Raw genomic sequence first — 17,462 nt, 5'->3', positions numbered from 1 at the left:
ACGATGTCCGTGATGCCTGTGGTGAGAGGGAGTACGACTGTGAGGTCGCTGGCTCAACCGCCCGCTCAGGGGCCGATGCTGCAGAGCGCGCTGGCGCAGTTCGCCCCGCCGCTGCCGACCCTGTGCCACGTCACGATCGTGGCCCCCCGCAGGAAGGTCGACCTGGCGCTGCCCGCCGACATCCCGCTGCCCCACGTGCTGCCGAGCCTGCTGCGCGCGGTCGACGAGGTGGGCGGCGACTCGGCGGCGGCCCCCGGATGGGTGCTCCAGCGGCTCGGCGGCCCCCCGCTCGACATCGGCCAGAGCCTCGGCGCCCTGGGCGTGCTCGACGGCGAGGTGCTCTACCTCAGGCCGCGCGAGGCCGTGCTGCCCCCCGCCATGTTCGACGACGTGGCCGACGTGGTCGCCACCGGCGTCACGGAGGGGAACGGGAAGTGGACCGACCGGCACACCCGTCTGGTGGGGGTGGGGGTCGCGACCGCGGTCCTGGTCGCCGGTTCGGCGGCCCTGGCGCTGACGGGGCCGCCGTGGACGGTCTCCGCGGTGCTCGCCGGGGTGTTCGCGTTCCTGCTGATCGTCGCGGGCACCGCGCTGTCCCGGGCCGTGGGCGACTCGTCCGCGGGCGCGCTGATCGGCTACGCGGCCCTGCCGTACGGCTTCTTCGCCGGGCTCATGGCGCCGGCGGGCGCCGGGGGCGCGTTCGGCTTCGGCGCGCCGAACATGCTCGCCGCCTTCGCCACCGTCGGCCTCGTGGCCACCATCGGCGTGATCGCGATCGCCGACGGCGTGCCGGGCTTCCTCGGCACCGCGATCGCCTCGATGGCCGGATCGCTGAGCGCCGCCGTCGTGATGATCTCCGATGCCTCGGCCGCGGGAGTCGCCGCGGTCACCCTCGCGATCCTGCTGGCCTTCAGCCCGCTGATCCCGATGCTGTCCTTCCGGCTGGCCCGCCTGCCGATGCCCACGATGCCGACCAGCGCCGACGAGCTGCGCAACGACAACCAGCAGATCGACGGGGCCTCCATCCGGGAGCGCACCGTCCACGCGCAGCGCTACGCGACCGGGCTGGTCGCCGGGGTCGGCATGGTGGCGCTGGTCGCCCTGCTGTATCTCGCGATGGCCGACGGCTGGGTCGCCGTGGCCACCGCGTCGACGCTGTCGCTGACGCTCATCATGCGGGCCCGGGTCTTCCAGGGGCTCGGCCAGCGGCTCTGGCTGATCGCCTCCGGCCTCGTCGGGATTGTCACCCTCGTGATCTCGCACGTCGCCGGCGCGGGCGGCGTGGCGGCGGTCGCCGCGGTGATGGGGCTGCTGGGCGTCGCGGTGATCTCGGCGGTCATCGGGCTGTGGCTGCCGTCCGGGAAGCCCTCCCCCTTCTGGGGGCGCGCCGGGGACATCCTGGAGGTCCTGCTGATCGTCTCGTTGTTCCCGCTCGCCCTCGGTGTGCTGGACGTCTACTCCTGGGTGCGCGGTCTGGCGGGCTGAGCGCGGGCCGGAGAGACCCTCAGGTCGGTGTCCCGGAAGTACAAGAATCGGTTAGGTTGTTGCGGAAGTGGCTGAATGTGCCTTCCGGTACGTACGTGGCCGACCTGACCGCGGTGGAAACGGAGCAGCCGGTGGCGGAGCTCGGAGATTTCGCGAACGTCGACATCCACAAGGTCCTGCGGGACACCGAGGCGCACTTCGCCCGGATCGGGGAGGTCCAGAAGGCCCTGACCACGGTGGTCGGGCGGGCCCGCGACGAGGACGGGCTGGTCACCGTGGAGTACACGGGCGACGGGCTGCGCGAGCTGGAGCTCAATCCCAAGGCGATGCGCCTGAGCTCGGGCGAGCTCGCCGAGAAGATCAAGGAAGTCATCCGTGACGCGGCCCGCGACCTTCAGGAGCGGATCGGCCAGGTCATGGAGGAGTCGTTCGGGGAGGAGGCCAATCCCATGAGATACGTCAACGACCCCGACGCGGCGCTCGGCCAGGTCAGAGAGGCGGAGGCGGCCTACAACCGGACCTTCGAGGACGCGATGGGCGAGCTCGACCGCATCGCCCGCCGCCTGGACCTCTGAGGCCGTACGTCACTTGGCGCTGCAACCGCCGGCCGAGCTGGCCGCCTTCGCCAACATCGTCGGAGTGCCCTGGCCGGTGTGCGACGAGGACAAGATGCACGAGTCCGGGCAGCAGTGGATCTCGTGCGGGACGACATTGGCGCGCGCCTCGGCGGCCGCCGACGCGCACGCCGTCCGGACCGTCTCCCGTAACGAGGGCGGCGACGTCAGGGCGTTCGAGCGGGACTGGGAGAAGAACTCGGGCCGCAACGGCGACGCGGTCAGCGCCGCCATGCTCATCGGCTCCGCCCTGCAGATCACGGCCATGGCGGTGCTCGCCCTGAAAGTGGCGCTGATCGTCATCATCGTCCGGTTCGCGGTGAACATGTCCCGGCTCGTCACGGCCGCCGGACCCACCTCGGGAGCCTCTCTCACGGCGATCCCCGCCGTGGTGGGCGGCGCCCGCCTGGCCGTACGGCAGGCCGTCCGCCGGATCGTCGACCTGCTGAAACGGAGCGCGCTCCGGCTGTTCGGACAGGCCTCCAAGCTGCTGCGCAAGTCCTCCGCCCGGCAGCAGGCCGCCCCCGGCCCGCAGCCCCCGAAGCGCCCGCCCACGCCCCTGCGCGGCCCCGACAACTATCTGGAGTCGGCCGCCGACAAGAACGTCGACGTGAAGTCGATCGTCCCGTACCCGATCTGGCGCAGGGACCGCCAGCCGGTCTACCGGGCCGACAACAGGCCGCCGGAGGAGGTGTTCGAGCAGGGCTTCCTCCCGCGGGACACCTCCATGACCAATCTGGACGACTACGTCAACAGAAACCGGCCCTCCGCCTTCGTGGGCACCAGCACGCGCCAGGACATCGACAACGTCCTCCCGCGGCGCTACGTCTACGAGGTGGACGCCCCCGGCGGGATCGACGTCCGTGACACCTTCTCCACCTACGGAAACAACGGCGCCCGCCTGCACCACGAACAGGAGATCGCTTTCCCCGGAGGCGTGCACCGGCGATACATCTCCGGCGCCTGGCCGGAGGGGGTGCCCAAAACGCCGGAGAACTTCATCCCCAATCCGCACTACGACCCTTACCCGGGCTACCCTCGGGCATGACCAGGAGGATCTGAGTGAACGACGCCCCACCGCCCCCGCCGCTCACCGACGAACTGCGCGAACGGGCCCGGCGCAGCCCCGGGACGTGGCTCTACGCGGTCGACCCGTTCTTCGACCCCGGGGGCGAGGTCCCGCCGTACGGCGTCGTCGGCGCGTGGCGGGCCGACGAACGCGGCGAGATCACCGGAGAGTTCCGGCACAATCCGAACTACCGGCCCTCGCCGGTGGCGCTGGGCTACCCCGAGCCGACCGACCCCGTCGACGGCGCCGTCCAGCTCAGCTCGGCCGGCTACGCCACGGGGGAGGAGATCGTCCCCCTGCTCCTGGCGGCCCAGGTGATCGTGGCCGCCGGGCCGGATGGAGGCATCCCCGTGTTCAACACGGGTGAGGGACGGGCGGCGTTCGTCTACACGGCCCAGGCCCACCTGCCCGGCGAGCTCCCCGAGGGCGCCACCGGCTGGCAGCGGATCCGCGGCGGCGATCTGGCCGGCCTGCTGCCCCCCGGCGTCGGTGTCGCGCTCAACCCTTTCAGCCAGGCCGGTGTGCTGCTGTCCTCCGCCGACCTGCGGCGGTAGGCGGGCCCAGACCTACGGGACCGGCCCGTGCGGTCGGCGGCGGGCGGCCCTCGGCCCTGGCGGGCGGTGGTCGTTTTTCAGATCGGTGGGACCGGCCCGCGGGTCCGGCGGCCGCCGGCGGTGGGCGGGCCTCAGGCCTGCTGGACGGCCCGCAGGAGCCGGGCGGTCTCCTCCTCGCTCCGCTGCTCGACCGATCGGTAGTTCGCCGATGTCGTCTCGATGTTCTCACCCGTCGTCACACGGTGCTCGACCAGTGAGTCGTAGACCTCCAGCGCCTGCCGGGTCACCTCGCGGTAGGCGGCGCCGACCATGCTCCCCAGCTCGTCGTCCCCCCAGGGGTCGCCCTCGCCCTCAAGGTAGGCGCGCAGGGTCCGGACCCCCTCCGCCTGGCTCGCGCCGGCCGCCGAGAGCCCCATGCCTCCGCTCCGGCGGTCGGCGTGCGAGACGATCACGCCGTCGCCGGTGCTCAACGCTCCTCCAGACGCCGCACGGTGAGCTCGATCCCCGAGGCGAACTCCTCCAGGCGGCGCACCACGTCGTCGTGGACGCCGTCCAGGCTCTCGGCGAGCGCCGCGGGGTCCATGGCCGTCACCGCGTCCAGGTCGGGCAGGCCCGCACGGAGGTCGTCGAGAGCGGCGTTCACCGCGGTGAGGATCTCCCTCGCGAGATCCTCTGAGGCCATCCGCATGACCCGCGGGTTGAGGTTCAGCTCGCACAGCCGTCCGTCCGGGCCGGCCACGGCGCTCACCTGCCCGTCCGCCGCCTGGCCGCTGCCTCGGAGCGGCTGTTCCGCCAGATCCTGCAGGTTCTCCAGCTCCGAGAGCAGCCGCCCGCTGTCGGCCAGCAGGTCGCCGAAGCGCTGTCCTTCCTGGTGCATCTCGTCCCGGTCAGCAGATCAGGGGAGGGATGGTCTGGTTCTGGGAGATCCACACGTCGCCCTCCGGGTCGTAGACCGTCCGGTCGCGCTCCTGTGCTCCCTCGTCGTGGGCGCCGGCCCCCGGCATGAACGGCATGAACGGCGAGCCCGTCGCGGGCATGCCCGCCCGCAGGACGCCCAGCTCCGCCGCGGCCGCCGCGCCGCCGCCCTGGCCGCCGAACATCGTGCCGGGGCCGAGGACGGGGCGGAGACCGGTCGGGCCGCCTTCCCGGATGGGCGGGATCACCCCGGTGTTGGTCAGCGTGTTGGGACCCGTCCCGGTGTTGGTCAGCGTGTTCGGCCCCGTCTGGCCGTTGGGGTTCGGCCCGGTCCAGGGGTTCTGGTGGGCGTTGGCCAGCTCGGTCTGCTGGGACTGCTGGTCGGTGCCGCCGATGACGGCGGGCGCCTCCGGGGCCGTCCCGTCCTGCCGGCCGTCGTCGGAGCCGTCCTGGCCGCCCGAGCCGTCCTGGCCACCGGAACCGCCGGAGCCGTCCTGACCGCCCGAGCCGCCGGAGCCGTCCTGACCGCCCGAGCCGCCGGAGCCGTCCTGACCGCCGGAACCGCCCGAGCCGCCGGAGCCACCCGACCCACCGGAACCGCCGGAGCCGTCCTGGCCGCCCGAGCCGCCCGACCCACCGGTGCCGCCCGACCCGCCCGAGCCGCCGGAGCCGGTGCCGCCCGACCCACCGGAGCCGCCGGAGGAGTTGTGGGAGCCGCCGTTCCATACCCCGCCCGAATCCTTGTCGGTCGGGCTCACGTCGCCCACGGTGATCGGCTTCTGCTGGGTCTTCGGGGCGAACTCGATCGGGTCGATGGCGGGGAGATCGAAGGCCAGCCCCTCGGAGATCGACTGGTTGATCGTGTTGATCTCCTCGTTGAACTTGCGCAGGTGGGCCCGGGCCGGCTCGTTCGGGTCCGGCTGGAGGAGGAGGGACGGCGGCGCGTACGGGGAGGGGGTGGTGCCGGAGGGGGTGGTGCTGGTGTTCGGCGTGGGGAGGGTGTAGGTCGGGTCGATCTTCAGGCCGGGGGTGCTGTTCAGATCGGGAGTCAGGAGCAGGGGCGGGACGGTGTCGCGGTAGTGCTTGAGCCGACCGGCGTACCAGGACAGCGCCACGCCGGTACCCAGCATCGCGTCGCCGAGCGCTCCCGCCGTGCCGTGGAGCCTCTGGAGCACGGCCTGCACATTGGCCGAGCCCTTGCCGTTCCACGCCTCGGACAGCTCCTTGGCGTTCTTGCTGATCGCGGCCTGGATCCCCAGCTCGCCGCCGCCGTTGCCGCCCGACTTGCAGCCGAGCATCTCCGCGGCGGTGCGGAAGGACTGCCCGGCCCGCTCCAGCCGGTCCGGATCGGTGGCCTGGAGCTTGGCCTCGACCTGAGCCCTGGTCAGCTGCCCCTCGTCGATGCCGTAAAGAGCCGAGTAGATCCTGAGCGGTTCCCAGCCGCGCGCGCCCGCGGCGGCGTTACCGCCGCCCTGGCCTCCCGTGCTGTCGCCGCCGTGGGCCTTCTCGTAGTTGCCGACGGCCTTCTCGACCGCGGCGACCAGGGCCTCGTAGTGCTCGACCAGCTTGTAGTACTTGCCGCTCAGCACCGTGTAGCTCTGGGCGACGTTCTGGCCGAAGTATTCGGCCGTCTGCCATTTCCCGGTGTCGGAGGGGCCCACGTTGCCGAGCCCGGAGATCTCACCGAGGGTGCCGGGGCCGCTCCAGGTGGCGCTCATCGACGCCGGGCTCTGGCCGTGCAGCGCGTCGAGCTCGCTCCGCAGCGCCTTGGCGATCTGCCTGATCCGCCCGTGGTCGGCCTTGATGTCGGCGCCGCTCGCCTCCACGAGCCCGGGCCAGCTCTTCGCGAGCTCCAGCTCGGGGGGCGGGTCGCCGAAATCGTCGTTCCTGCTCATGCCTTACCTTTCGAAGCCCCGTTGATGAAGGGCGACGTCACGGGCTTGTCGCTCATGAAGAGGTCCTCGTCCTCCAGCATCCAGGTGGTCCGCGAGCGCTCCTCGCTGTCCTCGTCCGCCTTGGAGGCGCTGTGCGGGACGACGGGCACCGTCGATCCGGTGCCCGCGCCGAGGGCGCGCGTGCCGCCCATGCCCCTGGCGTCGGCTCCCGCTCCGCCGGCCCCGTGACCGCCGGCGCCCCCCGGCGGGAAGGATCCGACGCCCGTGACGGTGTTCGCCGAGCCGTTGCCCGAGGAGCCCTGCTGGCCGGTGCCGCCCAGCAGGTTCTGCCGGCCCGTGTCGCCCAGGTGGCCCTGCTGGCCGGCGAGGTCGTTGAGCTGCGCGTTGTAGCCGGCCAGCTTGGTGTCCTGCCCGGAGTCCCCGCCCGGACGGGTGCCGTTCCCGCCGGTCCCCGGGCCGCCGGGGTGTCCGCCGTCCGCGCCGGGGCCGTTCTGGCCTGGTCCGTTCTGACCTGGTCCGTTCTGGCCGGGCCCGTTCCCGGTGGGGTCGTCCCAGCCGGGCCCGTTCTGGCCGGGGCCGTTCCCGTCCGGGTCGTTCCAGCCCGGCAGGCCGCCACCGGGCAGACCGCCACCGGGCAGTTCGCCTCCCGGGACGCCGGGGCCGCCGTCCAGCCCGCCCGGCCCGGAGCCCGGCGGGAGGCCGTTCATGGTGAAGGCCGGGACGTACGGCTGCCCGCCGCCCGGGGGGTAGGAGCCGGTGCCGTTGGGTCCGTACTTGTCCCCCGTGGGCGGGACGGGGGGGATGGTGAGGTCGGGCGGGGTGAACTCCGGGATGTCGGTCTTGACCGAGACCGGGAAGGCCTCGTTGACCTGGGCGGTGGCCGCGGTCAACTTCTTCAGGTGTTCCCTGGCGGCCTTCAGGTCCTGCTCGGCCTTCGATTCGCCGAACATGTTCTGGAAGGGCCCGTCGGTGAACAGAGACGTGACGCCACCGACGATCGTGCCGCCGACGGCGCCGATGACCGCCCCGGGCACGGCGCCGACCCCGCCGACGAAGAACCCCACGCCGGCGCCGGCGCCGGCGCCGGCCATCCCGCCCTGGAAGGCGCCTTCGAGGAAGGAGACGTCCTTATCCGCTTTATCCGGTATGTGATCGCCCCTGAACGCCCTCAGGGTGGTGCTGTACATCTCCATGGCCGGGGCGATGCCCTGGGGGGCGAAGGGACCCATCTTCCCGGGGGGATTGGGCGCCACGACCGTGTCGACCACGTTCTGCGCCGACTCGCGGATCCGCCGGAGCTGGGCCTTGACCACCTTGGCGTCCTCGCCGGCGGTCCAGTGCTCGTCGAAGGCCTTGAGGTGCCGGTCGAGGGACTCGATGAGGGTCTTCAGGTTGGCCATCGCCGTCCTGAACTCTCCCGCCGCGCTCTCGATCAGCTCGGGCTTGGCGTTGCCGAGCGCGGACTTCAGCGTGTCCAGCGTGACGCCGTCGAATTCGGATGTGTCGATCTTCTGCTTGATCGGCAGTTCTTTGGCGGCCACGGTGCCTCACCCGTCCCCTCGGACCGGCATGCTGCCTGTCCCGTCGTGCATGAGCAGTCCGCGCCTGTCAGACCTGCGCCTGTCCGGCGTGCTCGGTCCCGGCCTTTTCGGCGGTCTCAAGGCGCGTGAGCGCCACCTTGAGCAGTCCGATCGCGTTCGTGAGCTGCGTCGTGATCTCCACGTAGGAGTTGCCGACCGCGCTCCCGGCGTTGCGCACGCTGGTCTGGAAGCCCTGGGCGGCGGGCCAGAAACCGCCGATCGCCGCGGGGTCCTGGAGCAGTTGCTGGATGGGCCCGCTCTGGGAGAAGACGGGGGTCGCCTTACGGTCCTTCGGATCGGGGCTGAGTATCTTGAGTACTTCCTCGAGGTCGATCTTGGCGTCCTTGACGGCCTTGTGGGCGACCTCGATCCCACCATCGCGACCCATGTCTAAACTCCCCGTTCATGGTCACGCCCCATGCCCTCCCAGCCTTCGGCGGCCGAGAGGGCTGCACGGATGTGCCTTCGATCACTTGCCGTCGAACATCGCGGCGTTGACCCGCTCGACGTCCTGCATGTTCATCCGGGTGATGCTGATGTTCTTGGCCATCAGCGACACGATGTCGGACAGGCCCTTGGCCTCGGTCTGCCAGAGCGTCCGCGTGGCGTTGAAGGACTCCTGCGCGGCGCCCTGCCAGATCGCGGTCTTCTGGAGGAGCTTGGTCTCCAGGTCCTCCAGCTCGCCGACGAGGCTGTTGAAGGCCGACTGGAAGGCGCCCTCACCGGTCTCCAGGCCGCCGAAGTTGACCTTTGTAACGTCGAAATCAACCATCATGGTCTCCGTTCGTCATCGAAGAGCAGCGTGGGGAGGTGTTCACTTGCCGTACTGAGCGGGAGCCGCGGCGTTGATGAGCGCCTCGATCTGGTTGATCGCCTGCTCCCGCTCCTGGTTGAACGCCGCGTAGTTCTTGTTGCTCGACCCGATGTTCTCCGCGAGAGTCTGGAGACTGCCCAGGATGACGTCGATGCGCTGGTGCCACAGCCGGTGGACCTTGTCGAACGCCGCGTGCGACTGGCCCACCCAGTTGACCTTGAGCTCGGCGCCCGCCGTGTCAAGCTTCTTCTGGATGTCGCGGATCCGCACTGCGGACTCCTCGATCCAGTTGATGGCCGCCACCAGGTCGGCTTCGCTTACCTGTGTCTGCTGCGCCACGGTCACCTCCACGTGATCTGCTCGCACTCGCCCGCCCCCGGATGGTCAGGCGATGACGACGAAAAACCACAGTAGCGATCAAGTGTCACAGCATCACCGGCTGATCAAGTTAACATTTGATTACAATTGCATATATATCCGATATATGTGTAATCCGTAAGGTGAGGCTAACTTACATGTACTCATATGAGTTATGTCCTATATAGAGCGTTAAGTCCTTATTTGGTGGCTTGTCGCCCTGTACGGCCTCCGGAAGGCTGACGTAGTCTGCATGATCGACGCGATCAGCTTTCGCGGGGCCCGTCCCCGTGGTGGAGGGCACTGTGACCGACTCCTCCGGCTCCTCGGGAGCCACCCCCTCCGGAGCCAATCCCTACGGCTCCTACGGCCTGCCGAATGCGAACACGAAACCCGGTGTCGTGGACCCGCGCATGATGGACTCCGGGTTCGAGATGCAGCACGACAAGGTCATCGGTCTCGGTGACAGCATGGGTAAACGCGCTCCGGTCATGACGGAGCTCAGCGGCAGGACCAGGGCCATCGACATGCACGTGCTCACCTTCGGCGTCGTCGGCGGAGGTCTGAACGTGGCGCACCGCGAGGTGCGTGACAGCGCCGCCGACGCCTTGACGAAGGCCAAGGATGTGCTGGAGTCCTGGAAGAGGGCCCTCGACGGTGTGGTGGCGAACGCCAAGGAGGCCCACAAGGCCAGTTCCGCGGCGCCGCCGGAGGAGAAGGGCGGCCCCGAGCTCCCCGCCGGGGGCATCAAGACTCCGAAATTCGATCCGAAGGGTCTGGGCGGCCCCAAGTTCGGCGATCTTCCGAAGTCTCCGAGTGAGGACGACCTGCTGAAGCCTCTGGATGATCTGAAGAAGCCTCCGTATGACGATGGCCTGGATGACCTGAAGAAGCCTCCGTATGACGACGACCTGCCCAAGCCTCCGAATGAGGACGACCTGCCCAAGCCTCCGAGCGAGGACGATCTGCCGAAGCCTCCGAATGAGGACGATCTGCCCAAGCCTCCGAGCGAGGACGATCTGCCGAAGCCTCCAGGTGCCGGTGACCTGCCCAAGCCCCCGAACTTCGACGACGGCACGCAGGGCAGGAACGGGCTGGACGACCCCCTCAAGACCCAGCTCGCCGGATACGACCCCAAGCAGTCGATCGCGGACGCCCTCAACACGCCGAGGACACCGAACATCTCGGACCTGAGGGCGCCGGGGACGGACGGCTCGTCCACCGGGGGCCTGGGCACGGGCAACCGCGCCGGCGTCGGATCCTTCGCCGGGGGGGTGGGCACCGGCGCGGGCGCCGGAGCGGGCCTGGGCGCGGGTCTGGGGCGCGGTCTGGGGGCCGGTCTGGGCGCCGGCGGCATGCCGATGATGCCGATGGCCCCGATGGCCGGCGGAATGGGCGAGGGTGACAAGGACCGCGACCGCTCCACCTGGCTCTCGGAGGACGAGAGCGTCTGGGGCGGCGACGGCGACGTCGCACCCGCGGTGATCGAGTAGGGAGGGACATCCATGGGGAAGTACGACTCAGCTCCGGCCATGTACATAGGCGCCACCGCCCTGGCCGCGATGGCCGCGGTCGTCATCCCGTACGCGCGGCCCATCACGTTCCAGATGGGGCTGCTGAGCGGCGACTCGCCCGAGATGGAGCGGGCCGCGGGGCAGTGGAACGACAGGTCGCCCGTCCACGTCCAGCCGCTCGCCAGCCCTGCCTCCCTCTTCCTCAAGCCCGGCGCCAAGCCCGATCCCAAGCCCGCGGAGGTGCGCCCCCCGATGATCGACCCGGTCCAGGCCGCGGGCGGTGACATCGCCCTCCTCCGGCAGGAGATGGGGCGGCTCGTGAGGGAGATCGGCAGCAACAAGCAGTGGGTGGGCACCTCCTACGACACGTTCGTGAAGGCCTTCAACGAGTTCGACACCAACCTCGCGCTGTTCGAGAGCCGCCGCAAGGGCGTGGGAGGCAGCCTCGAGGTGGCGGCGGAGATCTACTTCTGGGGTGCGGTCGTCTGCCAGGGCATCGCGACGGTTCTGGCGGGGCTCGCGACGTATGTTTCGCTGGCCCGCGCCACCGCGGCCTTCGCGGCGACCGCCGAGGGCCAGGCGCTGGGCATCACGCTCAGGCTCGGGGCCACCATGCAGCGGATCGTGAACGCGCACACGAAGGGCGTCTGGAAGATCACCGGGATCGTCAACGCCATAGCCATCCTCTACAACCAGCAGAGCCAGTCACTGCCCGGTGTGGCCGCCGTCCAGGGGAAGACCCCCGAGTTCACCCAGGCCCTCAACTACGATCCGAGCACCGGAGGGCTGACCGCCCCCCTGCCCAAGACGCCCGAGGTGGAGACGCCGTCGCTGATGCCGGACTTCGGCTGGTGACACCCGCTCGGGGCGGCCCGCCGAGTGGCCGCCCCGAGCCGGCCGCGGGCCGGTCGGCGGGCGGGGTCAGCGGCCGCCGGCGGGCGTGGTCGGAGGAGTGGCCGGAGGTGTGGTCGAGGACGTGCTCGGGGGTGTGGTCGGAGGAGTGCTCGGAGGCGTGGCCGGAGGCGTGGCCGGGGGCACCTGGTACGGCGCGGGGACGTCGCGCTTGGGGGCCACCCACTGGGAGGGCGGAAGCGTCGAGATCACGGCCTGCCTGAAGTCGATCTTGAGGCCGTCGGTGGGCTTGATGTTGAACAGGTCGCTCATCGACTTGAGAAGGTTGACCAGGGTGTCGCCCGACAGCTGGAGATGGGTCACCAGGAGCCCCGACATCTTGGCGAGAAGGATCTTCTCGGTGATGGCGAGCTTGGTCATCATCAGCCTCGCCTGGAGCCCCCACGGGGTGGCCGCCAGCGCGGTGGTGGTCAGGGCGAAGAGGAGGGCCACGCCGGCGATCTTGACGACTCCCAGCCAGTAGTCGTAGTAGGCGCCGCGTACTTTGTCGAGCTGGCCCTCCATGTTGTAACAGATGCCGCTGAGCCGCTGCAGCTCGCCGCCGAACACCGCGGTCGCGTGCAGGAAGGACTCGGCGTCGTCGGCGATCCAGTTCCCGCGGGACAGGAAGACCGCGTTGCCGACCATGCTGGGGTACTTCACCTCGAGATCCTTGGCCAGGCCGTTCCAGTTGGCCTTGGCGTCACCCATGCCCGGGACGTTGGCCAGCGCCGGGGTGACGATGGCCACCGCGAACCAGAGCCGGGGGTCCAGCTTGGCGGCGGCCTTGAGTCTCTCGATGGCCACTGTGGCCAGGGGGAAGGACATCTGTCCCCTCCTTCTTCCCGGTCGTCACCGGTAGACGACGGTGTTGGCGTCCTCGGCGGCGCGCCAGTTCTTCTTGACGGTCTCCAGCGCGGAGATCCAGGCGTCGACGGTGGTGACGGCGTCGTCGACCATCTGCTTGATGTCGTCCTGCGTCTGGGCGTATTTACTGCCCATCAACATGCCGAGCAGCCCGAACCCCGGAAAGCCCACATCGGTGGAGTCGATGTCCTTTTTGAGCTCATGGAGTCCCGGGATGACCCGCTCGCCTAGGTTCCGCTGGATGTTCGCGATGGCGGAGGAAGTGACGTACTTGTCCTGGGCCATGGGGTGACGATCCTCCGGTCCGTATCACTGAACGTTTCGCCCGGTGTTGCTTATTAATGGTGTGTTGTTAACGCTGTCGGGACACTATCGGTTAATTTCTTCCATGTCAGGAGTGGTTTGAGTTACTTTTGATCACACACGGTTCGGTTGGGGGCGCGGATGTTTGATCCCGATAATTTTGATCTGGAAAGTCTGGAAAGAATCGGGAAGGAAGCCGAGAAGGCGATGGAGCGTCTCGCCGACGTCCAGCAGGAGCTCGGGGAGATCCGCGGCACGGGAACGGGCGCCAACGGCCTGATCAGTGTGATCATCGATGGGTCCGGCCACGTGGAGAAGATCGAGCTCAACGCGCGCGTGATGCGCCTGGACAGCCATGAGCTGGCCGATGAGCTGACGAAGGCCTTCCGCCAGGCTCAGGAGGACGGCGAGCGTCAGACCCGCGAGCTGCTGAGCGGTGCGCTGGGGGAGGACATGCCACTCCCACAGGGGCCGATCGACTTCACCAAGACGGAAGATCAGTTGTCGCAGGCGTACGAGAGCTTCGCCCGGTCGATGGACGAGCGCATGGGCGGGCCCACGCGACGGTCGGACCGCGGCTGAGCGGCCGCCCGGCCTGAGATCCGGTGCCCGCCCCGCCCCGCCCCGTCCGGGACGGAGCCGGGGGCGGGCACCGGGGAGCCGGGGGCGGGCGCCGGAACGCGGGCCCGCCCATCACCGGTCCGCGGGTCCGTGCCCGCCCGGTGGGGCTATCCCTGCGCCCCCGGGGAGCGGACCGGCGCCGGCTGGCTGACCTGGATGGGAGCCCTCGCGGCCGCCGGGTCGAGCACCGGGCCCTCGGGGATCAGCCGCACCAGATGCGCCGGCAGCGGGGCGACCTCCTGCGGGGTGTAGCCGAGGATCGACAGCACGTCCGCGGACGGGACGGAGTGCCGGCGCCCCTGGTCGCTGATCAGGAAGAGCGGCCCGATCGCGTCCATCCTGCCGTTGCCCGGCAGCAGGCCCACCAGGGCACCGCGGCCCGGCGGGAGCACCACCTGGTCGACCACCTCCTGGTTGAACCAGCCCTTCGGGGGCGGAGGGATCCGCGCCGTGCTGCCCACCGTCAGCGCCGCCCGGGCCGAACCACGCTCGGTGTTGGCGTAGACAGCGCAGAGCGGGCTCGTCGGCGGCGCCGTGGTGATCTTCGGCATGGTCGGGGGGAGCTCCTCGCCGCCCAGCTTGGTGGCTGAGCGCTTCATCCCGTTCGCTTCCGCGGGGGCCAGGTCCGCCGGCAACGGCTTCGTGCGGCCGTACGCCTTCTTGATGGCGGGGTCCCCCAGCAGCAGGGCGGCCTGGGTGGGCGTGAGGTCCGCCAGGCCGTCGGCGAGCAGGACGTACCACTTCGGGGCCCCGCCGGTCATCGACGGCACGGTGAACACCCTGCCGACCGCGGACCTCCTGCCGTCGGGCCCGCGCGCCGCGGTGCCGAGACCCGGGATGGACGGGCTCTCGAAGTCGGGTCCGATGGGCAGTGCGTTGAGCCAGGCGGAGGGGACCTGGCGGGGCTGTTCCTGGGTCAGCGCCGGCATGCTCTTGGCCGGCACCCGCATCCGCTGGTCCGACCAGAGCAGCCAGACCTGGCCGCCCTCCTCGACGACCATGCCCGTGTCCGCCCCGATCGGCCTGCCGCCGATGTCGAGGCCGCCGACCAGCGAGGTGTACGGGCGGCGTTCGCCGTTGGCGTCCACCCCCTCCACCACGCAGGCCGACCAGGGGGTGCGGACCAGGCGGTCGTGGGCGGGCAGGGACTTGGGGGCGCCCGGGATGCCCACCAGCGCGCCGCGCGGGAACCCCGCGAGCGAGGCCGCGGTGACCGTGCGGACCTTCACCTCCCCCTCACCCAGCAGCAGCCGGGCGGAGGTCACGTTGTCGACGGGGATCATCTTCCCCTGCGGGGCGCTGTAGACGAAGGTCGCGCCCGACTCCTCCTCCACGATCAGGGTCCCCGGCTGGGTGAGCTTGGTCGCGTTGCCGGGCCACAGCAGCCCCAATATGCCGAAGACGGCCGTCACCAGCACCGCGACCAGCACGCTGCCGAACATCGCCACGTTGTGCCTGCGCATCGGCGACTCGGGAAGGTCCGGTTCGCCCTGGAGCAGGGCCATTCCCAGGCGCTGGGTCATCAGCTTGTACGCCTGGTAAAGATCGCGACGGGTCTGCATCCCACCTCCGCCTCGCCGGGTGCGCGGTAGCCCACAGCATAGAAGCGTGATCACCGGACGGCCGCACCGGTGTGACGGGTGAACAATGGCTGTCCGCGAAGTTTCCGATCATCGAAACCATGCTGAACAGGCCAGATGGGGGCGCGGGACAGCCAGGACGGGGTGATAGGAGATATTCCGGAACGGTTGTTGATCGGGGAGGCAGCATGACTCAGGACAGGTACGTCACGTCGAAGGCGATCCAGGGGATCCGCAAGGAGATAGGCGAGGACGTCCTTCCGAAGGTCACGGAGCTGCGCCGGATGGTGGACAGCACCAACCTGGACGGCCTCGGCTGGGGCCTCGTCGGGGAGGTGGCGGTCGGGCTCCGCTACCGCGACGTGCAGAAGGACGTCAGGGAGAAGTTCATGCAGGCCGTGGACGTGCTGGAGTCCTGGCAGGAGACGCTGGACAACGCCAGGATCAACTGGCAGCGCGCCGAGGACAACAGCACCGTCGTCTACACGTGACCCGGAAGAGCCGACATGCCGGTACCACCGGGTAAGAAGCCGAGCCCGCTGACCGCGGGCAAGAGCGCCAGAGGCGTGCTCGTCAACTCCACGAAGGTGCTCAGCAGCCTGGAGAAGGGGGCCCGGCTGGCGCCCACGGTCTGGGCGGGCGTGGCGATCGCGACGACCGCGGTCGCCAACGTGCCGGGGATGGCCGACATCTACAACAACTGGGACTCCATCCACGCGCGCCTGGACACCGCCAACAAGAGCTACGCCGCCGCCCTGCTGAACAAGAACAAGGACGGCTGGATCGCCGAGGACCGTGACGCCTTCGACGACGCCGTCCAGCGCTACCAGGAGGCGCTGGAGAGCCTGCGCGCCTACATCAAGACGATCGCCGGGATCGTGGACGAGCTGGGCGACTCCTACCGCGCCTACTGGCTGGCGATCGCCAAGGTCGCCGGGACCCTGCTCTTCCTCGCCTCGATCGCCGCCGCCATGCTCGCGACGCCCTACGCGGGCAACGCCGCGCTCAACCTGCGGATGCTCGGCGTCATGGCCAGCAAGGTCATCGCCGCCTCGACCGCCGCGCTCGGGAAGGTCGTCGCCGCGGGGGCCAGCAGCATGTCGATCTACTTCTCCGGCAAGGCGTGGCTGCAGGCGTTCAACCTGGAGCCCACCGAGGGCGCGAAGATCGACTTCACCAAGGCCAAGATCGACATCAAGGGACTGGCGCCCTTCCAGGAGCCTCCCGTCCAGAAGCCCGGCCAGCAGCCCCAGCTCCCGCCGCACGCGGGCTTCGAATGGCTGTCGCCCAAGAAAGAACTCCCGGAGAAGTACAAGTGACGAACTTCAACGCCGACGACCTGAAGCTGGAGAGCCTGGAGGACCTGGAAGAGGTCGTACGGCGGAGCGAGGAGACGCTGGGCCGGCTCGGCGGCGTCTACGGCGAGCTGGCGGCCGTCACGGGAGAGGGCTTCGGCGCCGACGGCCTGGCCCGGGCCCTGGTGGACGGCACCGGCCGGATCCAGCAGATCACCTTCGACCCGCGCATCACGCGCCTGGACAGCCAGTCGATCGCCGAGGCCGCGACCGAGGCCGTCCGGGCCGCCCAGGACGCCGCCCAGCGCCAGAACGAGGAGCTGCTGAGGGAGGCGACGGGCGGGGAGCCGGTCGCCCTGGACATGGACAGCGCCCGCCGGCGGTTCGAGGAGATCGGCGAGGACCTGGCCCGCACCCTGCGCGACCTGAACAGCCAGGGCTGAGCCCGCAGGGCGGAGAGACCCGGCCGGGAGCCGGGACGGACCCGGGGGACGGCCGAGGACTCGGCCGTCCCCCGGGTCTCATCCGCAGTTCGCCCAGTCGGCGCCGGTGCTGCCGCCGGGGCCGCCGCCGGAGAAGCGGACGCACTTGCCCTTGGCGGGCAGGATGACCGGGCCCGCGTAGTACTCGAAGTTGCCTCGGTCGGTCCTGCTCCCGCCGCCCTGGACCTCCAGGGTGGCCCAGACCGAGGTGGCGGTGCCCACACTGGCGGTCTTCATGGTGACCACGCAGTTGGAGCCGGTGGCGGAGTTGTAGAGCTGGTAGGTGGTGCCGCCGTTGAAGGAGCCGGAGCGCTGGACGGCGAAGCCGGCTCCGCACACCTGCTGCGGGGTGTAGGGGTTGGGACGCGAGGGCGGCGGTGTCGACTTCGTCGGCTTCGGCGCGGCGGTGGCCGTCTTCGTCGGCTGCGCCGGTTTCGGCGCGGCGGTGGTGGGCTGCGCCGGTCTGGTGGGCTGTGCTGACTTGGTGGGCTGCGCGGTCCTGGTGGGCTGCGCGGTGGCCGTCCTGGTCGGCTGCGCCGGTCTGGTGGGCTGTGCTGACTTGGTGGGCTGCGCGGTCCTGGTGGGCTGCGCGGTGGCCGTCCTGGTCGGCTGCGCCGGTCTGGTGG

At 70.2% G+C, this 17,462-nt stretch carries 22 protein-coding genes; 11 read left to right on the top strand and 11 right to left on the bottom strand.

The window, feature by feature from the left end; genetic code table 11:
* Positions 1 to 39 precede the first annotated feature (39 nt).
* The 4 genes from eccD to ACZ6R6_RS30010 all read left to right on the top strand — a co-directional run bounded on the left by eccD (position 40) and on the right by ACZ6R6_RS30010 (position 3,722).
* Positions 40 to 1,485, top strand: a complete 1,446-nt coding sequence (eccD, locus tag ACZ6R6_RS30025) for a type VII secretion integral membrane protein EccD (RefSeq protein WP_470098910.1) — start codon at positions 40 to 42, stop codon at positions 1,483 to 1,485.
* Positions 1,486 to 1,580: 95 nt separating this feature from the next.
* Positions 1,581 to 2,060, top strand: coding sequence for a YbaB/EbfC family nucleoid-associated protein (locus ACZ6R6_RS30020; protein WP_470098908.1), 480 nt, complete (start codon positions 1,581 to 1,583; stop codon positions 2,058 to 2,060).
* Positions 2,061 to 2,073: 13 nt separating this feature from the next.
* Positions 2,074 to 3,147, top strand: a complete 1,074-nt coding sequence (locus ACZ6R6_RS30015; protein WP_470098906.1) for a scabin-related ADP-ribosyltransferase — start codon at positions 2,074 to 2,076, stop codon at positions 3,145 to 3,147.
* Between the two features lie 14 nt (positions 3,148 to 3,161).
* Positions 3,162 to 3,722: a type VII secretion system-associated protein gene (locus ACZ6R6_RS30010; RefSeq protein WP_470098904.1), complete on the top strand. Its 561-nt coding sequence runs from the start codon at positions 3,162 to 3,164 to the stop codon at positions 3,720 to 3,722.
* Between the two features lie 131 nt (positions 3,723 to 3,853).
* Here ACZ6R6_RS30010 and ACZ6R6_RS30005 read toward each other — a convergent pair whose 3' ends face one another.
* The 7 genes from ACZ6R6_RS30005 to ACZ6R6_RS29975 all read right to left on the bottom strand — a co-directional run bounded on the left by ACZ6R6_RS30005 (position 3,854) and on the right by ACZ6R6_RS29975 (position 9,265).
* Positions 3,854 to 4,192: a hypothetical protein gene (locus ACZ6R6_RS30005; protein WP_470098902.1), complete on the bottom strand. Its 339-nt coding sequence runs from the start codon at positions 4,190 to 4,192 to the stop codon at positions 3,854 to 3,856.
* On the bottom strand, positions 4,189 to 4,599 hold the full coding sequence (locus tag ACZ6R6_RS30000) for a YbaB/EbfC family nucleoid-associated protein (protein WP_470098900.1): 411 nt from the start codon (positions 4,597 to 4,599) through the stop codon (positions 4,189 to 4,191). The genes ACZ6R6_RS30005 and ACZ6R6_RS30000 overlap by 4 nt, the downstream gene beginning before the upstream one ends.
* A gap of 10 nt (positions 4,600 to 4,609) precedes the next feature.
* Positions 4,610 to 6,532, bottom strand: coding sequence for a hypothetical protein (locus ACZ6R6_RS29995; RefSeq protein ID WP_470098898.1), 1,923 nt, complete (start codon positions 6,530 to 6,532; stop codon positions 4,610 to 4,612).
* Positions 6,529 to 8,073 carry a WXG100 family type VII secretion target gene (locus ACZ6R6_RS29990; RefSeq protein ID WP_470098896.1) on the bottom strand — a complete coding sequence of 515 codons (1,545 nt, stop codon included), beginning with the start codon at positions 8,071 to 8,073 and terminating at the stop codon, positions 6,529 to 6,531. Before ACZ6R6_RS29990 ends, ACZ6R6_RS29995 begins: the two co-directional genes overlap by 4 nt.
* Positions 8,074 to 8,140: 67 nt before the next feature.
* Positions 8,141 to 8,500: a hypothetical protein gene (locus tag ACZ6R6_RS29985; protein WP_470098894.1), complete on the bottom strand. Its 360-nt coding sequence runs from the start codon at positions 8,498 to 8,500 to the stop codon at positions 8,141 to 8,143.
* Positions 8,501 to 8,581: 81 nt separating this feature from the next.
* Entirely contained in the window at positions 8,582 to 8,887 is a 306-nt protein-coding gene (locus tag ACZ6R6_RS29980; RefSeq protein WP_470098892.1) for a WXG100 family type VII secretion target, read from the bottom strand.
* A 39-nt stretch (positions 8,888 to 8,926) separates the two neighbouring features.
* Positions 8,927 to 9,265, bottom strand: coding sequence for a WXG100 family type VII secretion target (locus ACZ6R6_RS29975; RefSeq protein WP_306864839.1), 339 nt, complete (start codon positions 9,263 to 9,265; stop codon positions 8,927 to 8,929).
* Between the two features lie 323 nt (positions 9,266 to 9,588).
* Between ACZ6R6_RS29975 and ACZ6R6_RS29970 the strand changes: the two genes are divergently transcribed.
* Both ACZ6R6_RS29970 and ACZ6R6_RS29965 read left to right on the top strand, forming a co-directional pair.
* Positions 9,589 to 10,776, top strand: coding sequence for a hypothetical protein (locus ACZ6R6_RS29970; protein WP_470098890.1), 1,188 nt, complete (start codon positions 9,589 to 9,591; stop codon positions 10,774 to 10,776).
* 12 nt (positions 10,777 to 10,788) lie between these two features.
* Positions 10,789 to 11,652 (top strand): hypothetical protein, encoded by an 864-nt coding sequence (locus tag ACZ6R6_RS29965; protein WP_470098888.1) that lies wholly within the window; start codon positions 10,789 to 10,791, stop codon positions 11,650 to 11,652.
* 66 nt (positions 11,653 to 11,718) lie between these two features.
* Here ACZ6R6_RS29965 and ACZ6R6_RS29960 read toward each other — a convergent pair whose 3' ends face one another.
* Both ACZ6R6_RS29960 and ACZ6R6_RS29955 read right to left on the bottom strand, forming a co-directional pair.
* On the bottom strand, positions 11,719 to 12,516 hold the full coding sequence (locus ACZ6R6_RS29960) for a hypothetical protein (RefSeq protein WP_470098886.1): 798 nt from the start codon (positions 12,514 to 12,516) through the stop codon (positions 11,719 to 11,721).
* A 24-nt stretch (positions 12,517 to 12,540) separates the two neighbouring features.
* A complete protein-coding gene (locus tag ACZ6R6_RS29955) occupies positions 12,541 to 12,840 on the bottom strand; it encodes a hypothetical protein (protein WP_470098884.1) in 300 nt (99 codons plus the stop codon).
* 159 nt (positions 12,841 to 12,999) lie between these two features.
* Here ACZ6R6_RS29955 and ACZ6R6_RS29950 point away from each other — a divergent pair, with 159 nt between their 5' ends.
* Positions 13,000 to 13,440, top strand: coding sequence for a YbaB/EbfC family nucleoid-associated protein (locus tag ACZ6R6_RS29950; protein WP_451929485.1), 441 nt, complete (start codon positions 13,000 to 13,002; stop codon positions 13,438 to 13,440).
* 146 nt (positions 13,441 to 13,586) lie between these two features.
* Here ACZ6R6_RS29950 and eccB read toward each other — a convergent pair whose 3' ends face one another.
* Positions 13,587 to 15,041 carry a type VII secretion protein EccB gene (gene eccB / locus ACZ6R6_RS29945; protein WP_470098881.1) on the bottom strand — a complete coding sequence of 485 codons (1,455 nt, stop codon included), beginning with the start codon at positions 15,039 to 15,041 and terminating at the stop codon, positions 13,587 to 13,589.
* 206 nt (positions 15,042 to 15,247) lie between these two features.
* Here eccB and ACZ6R6_RS29940 point away from each other — a divergent pair, with 206 nt between their 5' ends.
* From ACZ6R6_RS29940 to ACZ6R6_RS29930, 3 genes are read left to right on the top strand one after another with little or no spacing between them, the layout of a single operon-like run.
* Positions 15,248 to 15,550: a hypothetical protein gene (locus ACZ6R6_RS29940; RefSeq protein ID WP_470098879.1), complete on the top strand. Its 303-nt coding sequence runs from the start codon at positions 15,248 to 15,250 to the stop codon at positions 15,548 to 15,550.
* 15 nt (positions 15,551 to 15,565) lie between these two features.
* Entirely contained in the window at positions 15,566 to 16,378 is an 813-nt protein-coding gene (locus ACZ6R6_RS29935; RefSeq protein ID WP_470098877.1) for a hypothetical protein, read from the top strand.
* Positions 16,375 to 16,797, top strand: a complete 423-nt coding sequence (locus ACZ6R6_RS29930; RefSeq protein WP_306864858.1) for a YbaB/EbfC family nucleoid-associated protein — start codon at positions 16,375 to 16,377, stop codon at positions 16,795 to 16,797. The genes ACZ6R6_RS29935 and ACZ6R6_RS29930 overlap by 4 nt, the downstream gene beginning before the upstream one ends.
* Before the next feature lie 78 nt (positions 16,798 to 16,875).
* On the opposite strand, the gene ACZ6R6_RS29925 is transcribed toward ACZ6R6_RS29930, so the two are convergent.
* A complete protein-coding gene (locus ACZ6R6_RS29925) occupies positions 16,876 to 17,175 on the bottom strand; it encodes a hypothetical protein (RefSeq protein ID WP_470098875.1) in 300 nt (99 codons plus the stop codon).
* A 19-nt stretch (positions 17,176 to 17,194) separates the two neighbouring features.
* On the opposite strand from ACZ6R6_RS29925, the gene ACZ6R6_RS29920 reads away from it, so the two are divergent.
* Positions 17,195 to 17,462: hypothetical protein (locus tag ACZ6R6_RS29920; protein ID WP_470098873.1), on the top strand; the 268-nt coding region annotated here is incomplete at its 3' end.

The sequence above is a fragment of the Streptosporangium sp. NPDC048886 genome (assembly GCF_055586905.1).
Note: the sequence above shows the minus strand (reverse complement) of the source record. Positions and strands in the feature narration are given on the sequence as shown.